Annotated in this window: 11 protein-coding genes; 3 read left to right on the top strand and 8 right to left on the bottom strand. The window is 44.3% G+C overall.

All coding sequences use genetic code 11. The annotated features are described in order from the left end of the window. Window positions 1–228: 228 nt before the first annotated feature. Window positions 229–1,137, bottom strand: a complete 909-nt coding sequence (locus tag CWO08_RS13310; protein WP_102432889.1) for a DUF3943 domain-containing protein — start codon at window positions 1,135–1,137, stop codon at window positions 229–231. Window positions 1,138–1,347: 210 nt separating this feature from the next. Here CWO08_RS13310 and CWO08_RS13305 point away from each other — a divergent pair, with 210 nt between their 5' ends. After that, window positions 1,348–2,586 (top strand): CinA family nicotinamide mononucleotide deamidase-related protein, encoded by a 1,239-nt coding sequence (locus CWO08_RS13305; protein WP_102432888.1) that lies wholly within the window; start codon window positions 1,348–1,350, stop codon window positions 2,584–2,586. Window positions 2,587–2,747: 161 nt separating this feature from the next. Here CWO08_RS13305 and CWO08_RS13300 read toward each other — a convergent pair whose 3' ends face one another. Genes CWO08_RS13300 through CWO08_RS13290 form a run of 3 tightly spaced genes read right to left on the bottom strand, consistent with a single transcriptional unit; the run spans window position 2,748 to window position 6,665 of the window. Continuing rightward, window positions 2,748–3,593 (bottom strand): DmsC/YnfH family molybdoenzyme membrane anchor subunit, encoded by an 846-nt coding sequence (locus tag CWO08_RS13300; RefSeq protein ID WP_108020613.1) that lies wholly within the window; start codon window positions 3,591–3,593, stop codon window positions 2,748–2,750. 1 nt (window position 3,594) lies between these two features. Next, window positions 3,595–4,215 carry a DMSO/selenate family reductase complex B subunit gene (locus tag CWO08_RS13295; RefSeq protein ID WP_004733360.1) on the bottom strand — a complete coding sequence of 207 codons (621 nt, stop codon included), beginning with the start codon at window positions 4,213–4,215 and terminating at the stop codon, window positions 3,595–3,597. Window positions 4,216–4,226: 11 nt separating this feature from the next. After that, window positions 4,227–6,665 (bottom strand): DmsA/YnfE/YnfF family dimethyl sulfoxide reductase, encoded by a 2,439-nt coding sequence (locus CWO08_RS13290; protein WP_048659585.1) that lies wholly within the window; start codon window positions 6,663–6,665, stop codon window positions 4,227–4,229. A 199-nt stretch (window positions 6,666–6,864) separates the two neighbouring features. Between CWO08_RS13290 and CWO08_RS13285 the strand changes: the two genes are divergently transcribed. Further along, window positions 6,865–7,431: a molecular chaperone TorD family protein gene (locus CWO08_RS13285; protein WP_107898966.1), complete on the top strand. Its 567-nt coding sequence runs from the start codon at window positions 6,865–6,867 to the stop codon at window positions 7,429–7,431. Then, entirely contained in the window at window positions 7,431–7,946 is a 516-nt protein-coding gene (gene napF, locus CWO08_RS13280; RefSeq protein WP_102431256.1) for a ferredoxin-type protein NapF, read from the top strand. Before CWO08_RS13285 ends, napF begins: the two co-directional genes overlap by 1 nt. A gap of 125 nt (window positions 7,947–8,071) precedes the next feature. On the opposite strand, the gene yfaE is transcribed toward napF, so the two are convergent. The 4 genes from yfaE to ubiG form a co-directional block, all read right to left on the bottom strand. Then, complete coding sequence (gene yfaE, locus CWO08_RS13275) at window positions 8,072–8,350, bottom strand: class I ribonucleotide reductase maintenance protein YfaE (RefSeq protein ID WP_048664729.1); 279 nt, start codon at window positions 8,348–8,350, stop codon at window positions 8,072–8,074. Further along, window positions 8,350–9,483, bottom strand: a complete 1,134-nt coding sequence (gene nrdB, locus CWO08_RS13270) for a class Ia ribonucleoside-diphosphate reductase subunit beta (RefSeq protein ID WP_048664730.1) — start codon at window positions 9,481–9,483, stop codon at window positions 8,350–8,352. Before nrdB ends, yfaE begins: the two co-directional genes overlap by 1 nt. 103 nt (window positions 9,484–9,586) lie before the next feature. After that, window positions 9,587–11,869 carry a class 1a ribonucleoside-diphosphate reductase subunit alpha gene (nrdA, locus tag CWO08_RS13265; RefSeq protein ID WP_102530465.1) on the bottom strand — a complete coding sequence of 761 codons (2,283 nt, stop codon included), beginning with the start codon at window positions 11,867–11,869 and terminating at the stop codon, window positions 9,587–9,589. A 508-nt stretch (window positions 11,870–12,377) separates the two neighbouring features. After that, entirely contained in the window at window positions 12,378–13,121 is a 744-nt protein-coding gene (gene ubiG / locus CWO08_RS13260; RefSeq protein ID WP_181360050.1) for a bifunctional 2-polyprenyl-6-hydroxyphenol methylase/3-demethylubiquinol 3-O-methyltransferase UbiG, read from the bottom strand. Window positions 13,122–13,371 lie beyond the last annotated feature (250 nt).

Below are 13,371 nucleotides of genomic sequence, written 5' to 3'. Positions count from 1 at the left end.
GTTGCGAATTAAATGTTTGATATCACGCGATAAAGTTCTTTAATTTCAGTGTAGAAGGTTACATCGAACAATGTTTGACCTACGTCAATTTTTGAAACTAAGCTGTGATGCAAAAAAAGAGAATGAAGAGTAGGGCACAAAAAAAAGCGGCTAGAGAGCCGCTTTTGGGATGAGTTGTCGTTTTTATTGGGAATGCAGTAACTTAAAACTTAGAGACTGAAAGCTTACTTAGAACGTTACTTTAAAGTTCATACCAACAAATTGAGAATCGTATCGTGCCCCTGCATCATAGGCGAATCGTGCTGCGTCTTGGTTATCCCACCAAGGGTTAGTATTCAGATTAACTTCTGCGTCACCGCCCCATGCATCACTTACCCAGTAGTGGATGTGACCAACAGGGTTAAGGAAGAATAGAGACACATCACCCATAGTTTGAGATCCCATCACTTCGCCACCTGAAGCAACGATGTCTTGCTCTGCTTCTAGCATCATTTCACCGACAACAGCACCAAAGAAAGGAGTGATAAAGAGGTCTTGCCATGAAGGTACTTCAGCAAACGCTTCTACGCCGTATTCCCAGAAGAACGTCGACATAGTCCAAGAGTATAAGAAAGACTCAAACTCGTCGTAACCTGCGTGTCGAGCTGCAGTGTAGTAAACACCACCAAAATATGGGTGCATCACGTAGTTTAGGAAGTGTTCGTCACGGTCCCATACTGGGCCATCAGACACGTTATCTTTCCACTTTTTACCTAATGAGCTGATGTCACGTTGGTCATCATCCCACTTAGTGATACTTTCAGGTAGGAGAGTCATCAAACCCACCGTCGCGACACTCAGGCCAAGAATGGTGTAGGTTTGACCCATTAGGTAATCCCAATCCTTCTCCTGACTCACCAACAGGTGTTTTGGTTGTTGGATTGAGAAGTCGTACTCATCACTTGATTCGCTCAGTGCGTAATTGGTACTAGGCTTGTAGGTGTACAAGCTATCATTAACACAGTAATCTTGAGCACATTCATCCGAATAAGAAAGGTTGATTGGCTGGTCGAAGTCGTATTGGCTTGCAACCGAGTTAACTGACATTAGCATTGTAAATGCAGCAGTAACCTTTGCTAGTAACGGTGATTTGGCCACAAGGGTCTCCATGAGAAAGTTTGGAATTGATCAGGGTCACAATTATCTATTAAATGCCTGATTTAGGGAACTAATAATTTATAGCTTTTCCTAAGAAAACCTTAGGTTTAACATTATTAATATTAGTGAAAAGGCGGATTGCTCCAAATTCAACCATAGACCAGTTTGTAAATAATGCAGTGTCTTTTTATGACAACAAGGGATAGAAATATGACGAAAATCGCAATGTTAAGTACAGGTGAAGAAGTTCTTCATGGAGACATTGTAGATACAAACGCAGCTTGGATGTCTGGTGAGTTTTATCAGCATGGTTTTGCTCTTGCTAAGCGCTCAACTGTGGGTGATCAAATGAATGCTCTTGTTGAAGAACTGCTGATGCTGAGCTTTAACTATGATGTGGTTATCGTTAATGGTGGTCTAGGGCCGACAACCGATGATATGAGTGCAGCCGCCGCTGCAACTGCTTCAGAGCAGAAACTCGTCATGTTCCCTGAATGGCTGGCTCGTATGGAAGAGATGTTCTCAGGACGCGGTATGCCGATGCCTGACAGCAACCTTAAGCAAGCCTTGTTGCCAGCAAGCTCTGAGATTGTCGATAACCCTGTCGGTACTGCATGTGGCTTCAAGCTGAAAATCAACGATGCGACTTTCTATTTCACGCCGGGTGTACCGAGTGAGTTCAAACGTATGGTGACGTTTGAGATTCTTCCTGACTTGTCGCGTACCTACCCTCAAGTGGTTGCCTCTGAATGCAGTCGACTGTTTACGTTTGGTTTGTCTGAATCGGGTATCTCGGATGTGTTAGACCAGCTTAAGCTGCCAGAAGGTTATGAGTTGGGTTATCGCTCTTATTTGCCTTTCATTGAGGTCAAACTGTTTGGTCCTAAGGCAGACTTAGAAACTCGCGTTAAGCTTCTGCAAATGGTGTACAAGCTGCTAGAGAGTAACGTAGTCAGCGTTGATGAGCCGATGATTGACCATATTGGGCATATCATGGCAGAGAGAAAGAAAACCTTGTCTGTATCTGAAGTGTCGACCAAAGGTGCGCTTTCAGCTTGGCTACAATCGAATGAGCAGCTTGAAGATTGCTTTGGGCATTCTTGGGTGATGGCTGAACCCAAAGAGAGTGAGCTTGAAAAGAGCGATCCATTAGCCGCCACCTTTGCTCTGGCTGGCGCAACAAGAGAGAAGTGCGAAACCGAATTGGCTTTGGTGACTGGTAAGTTAGAAGGCAACACATTCAGCGTTGCATTGTCGACTGAAGCAGGCGAGTGGGGGCAGGTGCTTGAGTTTTATCGTCAGTACTCGCGTGAAGACCAACGCAACGTGATTAAGACCGTTGCCGCCGATATGCTGAGAAGGCATCTAGACAACAAACCGATGTTTGGTACTTACTCTTCGGTTAAGCGATTGAAAGACATGTTTATTCCAGCGGCTATCATTAAGTAACTATGTAAGCGAAATCGCAAAGTCTGTACTAAAAACGCTAGAAAAAACGCAATAAAAAGGCCCAACATCTAAATAGGTGTTGGGCCTTTTGTTTATCTAGCCTTCTAGATAACTAAACAAGCAGCGACGTTTACACGTAACTCATGTCTGTAAGAACTTGATTACAAACCGCTTGTCATATGTAAGCTGTAGAACAAACCACGGCCGATTAACTCTGAAGCCAAGAACAATACTAGTGCTAAGCCAAGGTTCACTGGGTTCACTTTTGCTTTGTTCAGCATAGGTAGAATCCAAATCAACAAGCTTGCCATTAGCAGTGCCACTTGAAGAATCACATAGCTACCTAAACCATCGACTAACTCAGACGCTTTTGCTGCTGAAGTTTGGATCTCACCGATTAGGTTCAGTTTTCCTACTGTTACAAGCAAGCTGATAGCAACTGCGATAACAGCCAGCATGGTGATGTTACGGTCAACCGTAAAGCGGCTGTCGTTTGCGAACACAATCACGAACTGAGACAGCAGCAAGCCACCCACAACCATCGTCATGATGAAGCTTAGTGGTGTGTAGATGTTGTCCCATGTCGGTACTGTGTTGATCATGTATACGTTGATCATCGCGTACATGAAGATAACACCCAGCACCATAGCGCCGACCACCAGTGCTTTTTGGATAGCTACGCCACCTTTCTTAACCACAGACAATAGCCATTGCAGGCCGCCTACTGCGAAGAATGCCGCACCGAAGAACACTTCGTTAGACAACCAAGCCGAGCCTAGTTGGTTAAAGGCATTAAACGCGCGCAGTGGAGAACCCAGGTGCGTTGTCGAGAACATGAAGCCAAGACCCATGAATGCCCACAGAATGAACATTGGAACCTTATAGCTGTTTAGTTTCTCTTCATCGTGACCAAGTACCAGTGCACGAGCACCAATCAGTAAGTAACCACCAACCGCAGTTTGCGCCAGCACCGTAAAGAAGATTAAAGACCACTCATGAAAAATCATCTTACACCTCCTTCGGGTTTGCTAGGTGACCACTGGTATCGCCAGTAGGCTTCGCGTTTTTGTTCAGCTTAATCACGATGTTTGGCAGTGTTTCGGTTGAAGATGGCAGTGGCGCCACATCTGCACCAGAGCCGTACTTCTCGCGAAGCGTATTGATTTCACCAAACTCCAATGCACGAAGTGGGCAAGACTCAACACAGATAGGCTGTTTGCCTTCTGAAACACGTTGGTAGCAACCATCGCACTTGGTCATGTGACCTTTCTTAGCATTGTATTGTGGTGCGCCGTAAGGACACGCATTGCTACAGTGCTGACAACCAATACACACACTTTCGTCAACCACAACCAAGCCGTCTTCATCACGTTTGTGCATTGCACCCGAAGGACACACTTTCACACACGCAGGGTTAGTACAGTGGTTACAAGCGATAGACAGGTAGTAAGAGAAAACATCTTTCTGAACCCAGGTATCGCCATCTTGAGTGAAGCCACCACCTGCGTATTCGTATACGCGACGGTAGTTCGTTTTGATGTCGAGATCGTTATAATCTTTACAAGCAAGCTGACAGGTTTTACAACCCGTGCATTTACTTGAATCAATGTAAAAGCCGTATTGTTTCATTCCAACCTACCTTATGCTTTCTTTAGCGCTTTGATTTGAACTAGGTTTGTATGCTGAGGGTTACCCTTAGCAAGTGGGCTCGGGCGCTGAGTGGTCAGCACGTTGATAGAGCCTGCATGGTCGATCTTCTGACCATCTGGTGCGTACCATGCACCTTCGCCTAGCGCGACAACTCGAGGAAGGATCCTTGGTGTCACTTTCGCTGGAATGTGTACTTCGCCACGGTCGTTGAAAATACTCACCATGTCGCCGTTTTCGATACCACGTTCTTTCGCATCAATTGGGTTGATCCACAACTCTTGCGGTGCTGCTGCTTTGATTTCTGCAACGTTGCCGTAAGTCGAGTGAGTACGAGCCTTATAGTGGAAACCAGTTAGCTGAAGTGGGTACTTCTCTGCTAGTGGGTCGTTGTGGCCTTCAAAAGAATCGGCGTAAATCGGAAGAGGGTGAATCACTTCGTCTTCTTTCAATTTCCAAGTCTTCGCGATATCAGCCAGTTGCTCTGAGTAGATCTCGATCTTGCCACTTGGTGTGGTCAGTGGATTCGCTTCAGGATCTTTGCGGAAATCTTCGTAAGCGATGTAGTGGTGGTCATAGCTACGTTTGTAGATACCCAGCTCTTTCATCTCTTCGAAGGTTGGCAGTGTTGGATCGTTCTTACGAGTTTCAGCGTAAAGATGCTCAATCCATTGCTCTTGAGTACGGCCTTCTGTGAATTCTTTTTCTACGCCCATGCGTTTCGCCAGTTGAGAACACATCTCGTAGATAGATTTCGCTTCGAACTGAGGCTCGATCGCTTTTTGCGCGTAGATGAAGTAAGGCATGTTCGATGCTTTACCATCCATACACCAGTCGTCTTGCTCTGACGTCGTTAAGTCTGGCAGGATGATATCGGCGTATTTCGCAGAAGAAGTCATATGGTTATCAACCACGACAATCATTTCACACGCACTTTCATCTTGAAGAATCGCGTGAGTCTTGTTGATGTCTGAGTGTTGGTTGATGATGCAGTTACCTGCATAGTTCCAGATCATCTTGATTGGGTTTTTAAGGCGCTCTGCACCGCGAACACCATCAGTGATGTCGGTCATTTCATGGTGACGGTAAATCGCATCTGTCCACATGAACATTGAAATTGACGTTTCAACTGGGTTTGGCACAGTAGGGAAGCGAACAAACGGAATGTTGATGTCACTTTCACGAGCACCTGTTGAACCACCTGATACACCCACAGAACCAGTGAGTAGCGACAGCATCGCGATTGCACGACAAGCTAGTTCACCGTTCGCTGTACGTTGTAGGCCCCAACCTTGGTGGATTGCACATGGTTTTGCTGTGCCCATTTCACGGCCAAGCTTAACGATAGTATCAACTGGAATGCCTGTGATCTTAGAGGCCCATTCAGGTGTCTTCTCTACGCCATCTTCACCTAAACCTAAGATGTAAGATTTGTAGTCGCTGTTTTTAGGCGCTGATGCAGGCAGAGTCTTCTCGTCGTAACCTACGCAGTATTTGTCTAGGAACGGTTGGTCGACAAGGTCTTCAGTGATCATCACGTGTGCAAGACCTGCTACCAATGCAGCATCAGTTGAAGGACGAATTGGAATCCATTGATCTTCACGACCACCTGCAGTATCGGTATAGCGAGGGTCGATGATGATCGTTCTTGCGTTCGATTTGTTTTTGCTTTCTACGTAGTGGTGGATCAGACCGCCGCCAGACATACGAGTCTCAGCAGGGTTGTTACCAAATTGGATATTAAGCTTTGTGTTCTCTAGGTCAGAGAAAGAGTTGTTGTTTGCCCAACCACCGTAGGTGTAGCTCAAGCCTTTCGCGATTTGCGCTGTTGAGTAGTCACCGTAATGGTTTAGGTAACCACCACTTAGGTTCATTAGACGAGCAATCAGCGTTTGTGCTGGTGGCCAAGATTTAGTAACCGTACCGCCAAGGGTGCCTGTACCATAGTTTAGGTAGATAGTGTCGTTACCGTAGTCTTTGATAAGGCGTTGCATAGTACCAGCGACTTCATCATAAGCCTCTTCCCAGCTAATGCGTTTAAATTTGCCTTCACCACGTTTACCAACACGTTTCATTGGGTATTTCAGGCGATCTGGGTTGTAAACACGGCGGCGCATAGAGCGACCACGTAGACACGCACGAACTTGGTGATGACCATATTCGTCAGTACCTGTGTTGTCTGTTTCTACGTATTTGATTTCACCGTTTTGTACATGCATACGTAAAGGGCAGCGAGAGCCACAGTTTACAGTACATGCACTCCATACGATTTTCTCATCCACATTCTCAGCAACTGCAGCCGCTACTGGTTTGGATTTGAAAGGTAAAGCGATACCGCCCGCGAGTGCGGCTGCACTACCTACCGCAGAAGAAGCTTTCATGAAGCCTCTTCGAGTAAGGTTCATTACCCCAGATTCTTTCTTATTCGTCATTCTAAGATGCCTATTGTTATTGATGTATAGCACTTTATAGGTAGTTTTGTTTTTGTCTTTTAATATTTAAATATTGATTGATAGGTATCAAATAAGTATGAAATTTAAATCTTATGAATTGAATGTATAAATTAGATCAAAGAATGGAATGGTTTAATTAATATAATTATCTTTAAAACCTATTACGGTATAAATAATAATGATTATCGATACGCACAAACTGTTGGGTTCGCTATTTTATAAAGCGATAAATAAAGAACAGTTGTTAACCATTGTCGAAGCCTTGGTTGAGAGTGAAGTTCTATCAGAAGAATGTCTGCTGGCACTGAGAAGTGAGCAGGAAATCGCCTTGTCTGCGGAATTTAGTCGCTTGTTTGAAGGCGTTGGAGACATGCCAGCTCCACCTTGGGGCTCTGTATACCTAGATAAAGACCGTGTTGTATTCGGCGCGTCGACTGTGGAATATCGCCAATTCTTAGAATTGAATCAAATTGAGTTAGACACTGGATTAAGAGAGCCAGAGGATCAGTTTGGTTTAATGCTATTCGCCCATGCATATTTGTTAGAAAATAATAATATCAATTCAGCTAATGAATTACTTGAGTGTCATTTATTACCTTGGTCTTCTGTTTATTTGGATAAATTAAATACAGCATCAGATTTATCATTTTATAAGCAGCTATCAAGTGATGTAATAGATTGGTTTAAGTATTTAACGTCTGAATATAATTTAAACGTTGCTACTAAAAAGTTATATATCGACTAATGTCTGAACAAATAAATTCAAATAGACGCGGTTTCTTAACTCGACTTTCTAAACCGGTTAAAGCAGCCGCGAATTACGAAGAGATCTCACAGCGCTTGCATTCAAGACCGCCAAGAGCGGTTGATGAGGTGCTGTTTGAGCGTCTTTGCGAAGGTTGTGGGCTGTGTGAGCAAGCGTGTCCGAATAGCGTTATTGAGATGTTAGAGGGAAGTGCACTGCTGAATTTGGATTACAACAGTTGTTCTATGTGTAACAAATGCACTGAAGTGTGTACGACTGGCGCACTTCATCCAACGGTCACACCTTATATCGACCTCAAGCCAAGCTTTGCCGATACCTGTAACAATTACATGCAAATGGATTGCTCAGCATGCCAAACTGCGTGTTCAGCAGGTGCGCTACACATCGAAGTAGGAGAGTTGCCTACAGTGGATAAAGATAAGTGTAATGGTTGTGGAGAGTGCCGAAGCGCTTGTTATATTGGCTCGGTGACTCTAAACCTGACTCAGCAATAAACGTTTGGTTAGGTGGTTGAGAACTTAAGACACGAATAGAAAAAGGGTCCGCATTCCTAAAGGAAGCGGACCCTTTTTAATTCTTATTGACGATATTCGAACAAGGTGACTTAAAGCCAGTTGGCTTATGCGCGTTTTTGCTTGCTTCTATGAATAACGTTACTCAGCGATAGCTCAGTCTTTGCTTTACAGATACAAGGCAATATTTCATTACCTTGCGTGTAAGCCATAGCAAAACCAACGTACTCGACCTCACCAGAATCCAACGTGCAGCGGCAAGCGCCACAGTGGCCATCTCGGCAGTTGTATTCTGGCTCTAACCCAGCTTGTTCCATTGATTCCAACAGAGTGTTTGAAGGGTTAGATTCAATTGAAGTCAGCTTGTTGATTTTGATTGTTGGCATTACAGCTCAAATCCTTCAAAGTCGTCAGCTTTTACTTCGTTGTCGATCTGACCAACTAGGTAAGAACTGATTTCTGCTTCTTGTGGAGCAACTTGCACGTTGTCTGAAGACAACCAAGCGTTAATCCATGGAATTGGGTTCGATGTTGCTTCTGGGTAAGCGGTACCTAGACCAACAGCCTGCATACGAATATTGGTAATGTACTCAACGTATTGGCAAAGAATGTCTTTATTCAGACCAATCATAGAGCCGTCTTTGAATAGGTACTCTGCCCACTCTTTCTCTTGCTCAGCCGCTTCTTTGAATAGGTCGAAACATTCTTGTTTACACTCTTCAGCGATCTGCATGAATTCGAAATCATCTTGACCGTTGCGTAACAAGTTGATCATGTGCTGCGTACCAGTAAGGTGAAGTGCTTCATCACGAGCGATTAGCTTGATGATCTTCGCGTTACCTTCCATTAGCTCACGCTCAGCGAATGCAAATGAACATGCGAAACTTACGTAGAAACGAATCGCTTCTAGTGCGTTTACAGACATTAGACATAGGTAAAGTTTCTTCTTCAGATCGTGAAGTGAAATCTTAACGTCTTCGCCGTTGATGCTGTGGTTGCCTTCACCGTAGCGGTGGTAGTCAGCCGTCAGCTTGATTAGGTCGTCGTAGTAGAAAGCGATGTCTTTAGCACGCTTCAGGATCTCTTCGTTTTCAACGATGTCGTCGAATACTACGCCTGGATCATTCACGATGTTACGAATGATGTGCGTGTAAGAACGAGAGTGAATCGTTTCTGAGAAAGACCATGTCTCAATCCAAGTTTCTACTTCAGGTAGTGATACCAATGGAAGTAGGGCAACGTTAGGGCTGCGACCTTGGATAGAATCTAGAAGCGTTTGGTACTTCAAGTTAGAGATGAAGATGTGCTTTTCATGCTCAGGAAGCTTGTTGTAGTCGATACGGTCGCTAGACACGTCTACTTCTTCTGGTCGCCAGAAGAAAGAAAGCTGCTTCTCGATAAGCTTTTCGAAGATTTCGAATTTTTGTTGGTCGTAACGTGCAACGTTTACCGACTGACCCAAGAACATTGGTTCTTTTAGTTGGTCATTTTTTTGCTGAGAAAAAGTACTGTAAGCCATAAATGCCTCAAATCCTTTAAAGACCCGTAATAAAACGGACCCTGTTAATGCTTTAAACCCAGAGAAGATAACTCTTCTCTGGGGTCTTAATGTTTATTGCGGTTTAGATCTTACAACCGCCGCCTTCACAATCTTCTTCCGGCACTTGAACTGCATCGCCTTGGTCGTCTTTAGCACCATCACGAGTGTTATGGTAGTAAAGCGTCTTAACACCGTACTTGTACGCTGTTAGTAGGTCTTGAAGCAGCTTCTTCATTGGTACTTTACCGCTGTCGTAAACACTTGGGTCATAGTTAGTGTTTGCAGAGATAGCTTGGTCAACGAATTTTTGCATGATACCTACTAGGTGTAGGTAACCGTCGTTAGAACCAATGTTCCAAAGTAGCTCGTAGTTTTCTTTTAGATTTAGGAAATCTGGAACAACTTGCTTCAGGATGCCGTCTTTCGATGCTTTCACTGATACGTAACCACGTGGTGGCTCGATACCGTTAGTCGCGTTCGAGATTTGAGACGATGTCTCAGAAGGCATAAGCGCTGTTAGCGTAGAGTTACGCAGACCGTGCTCCATGATCTCTTCACGTAGAGAATCCCAATCGTAGTGCAATGGCTCTTCACATACTAAGTCGATATCTTTCTTGTAAGTATCGATTGGCAGTAGGCCTTTCGCGTAGTTGGTCTCGTGGAAAGATGGGCAACGACCTTGCTCTTTCGCTAGTTCAACAGATGCTTTTAGCAAGTGGTATTGAATCGCTTCAAAAGTACGGTGAGTCAGGCCATTGGCGCTGCCATCAGAGTACTTAACACCATTCTTCGCTAGGTAGTATGCGTAGTTGATTACACCCACACCTAGAGTACGACGGTTCATTGTCGACTTGTATGCGGCTGGAAGCGGGTAGTCTTGGTAATCAAGAAGTGCATCTAGTGCACGAACAACCAGTTCAGAAAGCTCTGCTAGGTCGTCTAGTTCATTGATTGCGCCAAGGTTGAATGCTGAAAGCGTACAAAGTGCAATTTCGCCTTCGTCATCTTCTACGTTAGAAAGCGGCTTAGTTGGTAGCGCGATTTCTAGACATAGGTTCGATTGACGAACAGGTGCAACTTCAGAATCAAACGGGCTGTGTGTATTACAGTGGTCAACGTTCTGAATGTAGATACGACCAGTAGAAGCACGCTCTTGCATTAGCAGAGAGAACAGCTCAACAGCTTTTACTGTTTCACGCTTTACTGATGGATCGTTTTCGAACTTAACGTATAGCTCTTCAAAACGGTCTTGGTTTTCGAAGAACGCATCGTAAAGGCCAGGTACGTCAGAAGGTGAGAACAGGCTGATGTTGCCACCTTGAACAAGACGAGAGTACATAAGCTTGTTCAGCTGTACGCCGTAGTCCATGTGACGAACACGGTTCTCTTCAACGCCGCGGTTGTTTTTCAGTACTAATAGAGACTGAACTTCACCGTGCCATAGTGGGTAGAACACTGTTGCTGCGCCACCACGAACACCACCTTGAGAACAACATTTTACTGCTGTTTGGAAGTATTTGTAGAAAGGGATACAGCCAGTGTGGAACGCTTCACCATTACGGATTTCAGAACCAAGCGCACGGATACGACCTGCGTTGATACCAATACCAGCACGTTGAGATACGTAACGAACAATTGAGCTTGCTGTTGCGTTGATAGAATCAAGGCTGTCACCACACTCGATCAGTACACAAGAACTGAATTGACGAGTAGGCGTACGTACACCAGACATGATCGGTGTAGGTAGAGAAATCTTAAACGTAGACGATGCGTCGTAAAAACGTTTGATGTAGTCAAGACGAGTCGATTTCGGGTACTTAGCGAATAAACACGCAGCAACTAAAATGTAAAGGAACTGAGCACTCTCGTAGATTTCTTTCGTTACACGGTTTTGCACGAAGTATTTACCTTCGAGCTGCTTAACCGCTGCGTAAGAGAAGTCTAAGTCACGTTTGTGGTCGATGTACTCGTCAAGCTCGTCAAACTCAGCTTTCGTGTAGTCTTCCATAAGGTGGCTATCGTATTTACCCATATCAACCAGTTTTGCAACGTGGTCATACAGTGCAGGCGGCTCGTATTCGCCGTACGCTTTTTTACGTAGGTGGAATACAGACAGACGTGCTGCTAGATATTGGTAATCAGGAGTCTCTTCAGAGATTAAATCCGCTGCCGACTTGATGATAGTCTCATGAATGTCAGTAGTGGTGATGCCATCGTAAAACTGAATGTGAGCTTTCAATTCTACTTGTGATACAGAAACATTGTGCAAGCCTTCAGCTGCCCATGTAATCACGCGATGGATCTTCTCTAGATCGATCGTTTCTTTGCGCCCGTTACGCTTGGTAACAGTAAGTTGTTGGTTCATTCTGCTTAATTTCCCTAACAAAACTGAACAAGGCCGTGTTTTTGTGTATTTCTGTGTAACTTTTGTAAATTACGTTTCGGCTTTGTGATCTTGGTCTACCCATATATTGTAGTTCAAACACAACATATAGGGGTCATTTGTTTGTTGGGTTACAAGATAGTGCTACAACTGATATTTTTCAAGGTAAAGAAATTGGGTTGCTTGTGGATAAGTGGTGGATTGAAAAAAAACTGTAAGTGACCACTAACTGATGAGGTTAGATGTGACTTGATTGTATAAAAGTCGGCTTTTAATGATGCTTTATTTTTGCACGCCCATAAAAAAAAATCCCTTGATCTTTGACCAAAATAGGCGATGGATTTTGGGCGATTAAATTTAAATCGAGGTGGTCAAAATGGAAGCTAGCGCACGAAATTTAGACTGAAAAAAGTCGCAAACTTATGGTAATTGCAACTCTTTTCATTCGTCTTTTTTACAAAAGGTTTTACGGTAGGGCTACCGATATTTTTTAGCCGAAGTTTTGCGTGTGGACGATGTAGTTTACGTCTACATTTGTGCCTAAACGGTAAGTGTCCGTAAGAGGGTTGTAGTGCAGTCCTGTGATCCCTAATTCTTGCAGCGGCGTGTTATCAACCATCTTGATAAGTTCAGCAGGGCGAATGAATTTCTCGTGTTCATGAGTGCCTTCAGGAACAATCTTCAATAGCTTCTCTGCACCAACAATCGCAAACAAGTAAGATTTGAAGTTACGGTTCAATGTAGAAAAGAACAGGTGGCCGCCCGGTTTCACCAATTTCGAACAGGCAGTGATAACAGATTGCGGATCAGGAACGTGTTCAAGCATTTCCATGCACGTTACCACATCGTACGTCTGTGGGTTCTGGTCTGCGTGGTCTTCGATAGTGCTCTGGATGTAATCGAGCTTGGTGCCAGTTTCCAATGCGTGAAGGCGCGCTACTTCTAGCGGCTCTTTACCCATGTCTAGGCCAGTCACTATCGCACCTTCAACCGCCATGCTTTCTGCAAGAATACCGCCGCCGCAGCCAACATCGAGGACTTTCTTGCCAAACAGGCCTTCCGTCTTCTCTAACACGTAATTTAGGCGCAGTGGGTTGATTTGATGTAGCGGCTTAAATTCGCCTTCTAGATCCCACCAGCGTGACGCCATGTCTTCGAATTTCTTTATTTCTGCTGGGTCTACGTTCTGTGATTTAGTCATAATCGGCATTTCCAAGTTAAATAATGCATCCATGAAATTGCAGGCATTATAACTTGCCTTTTCGCGCTGACCAGAAGATCTACAATTTTGCTAGTTTATTGGATGTAAAGTGACCATGTTTCAGCAAGATATGATGCGGAGGTGCAATTTCTCATCAATTGATTGGCTACAAGGGTCACAAGATGGTAAAAGGAGAGGGAAAGTGATGCCTCCGTAGGTAAATTTGTGTTATATTTTTCGGTCTTATACGTATTCAAAAATACGATCTGACTATAGAGGGAAA

The organism is Vibrio sp. 10N.286.48.B8 (assembly GCF_003050085.1).
Classification (GTDB): Bacteria; Pseudomonadota; Gammaproteobacteria; order Enterobacterales; family Vibrionaceae; genus Vibrio; species Vibrio crassostreae.
This window is presented reverse-complemented; position numbering and strand designations above follow the sequence as displayed.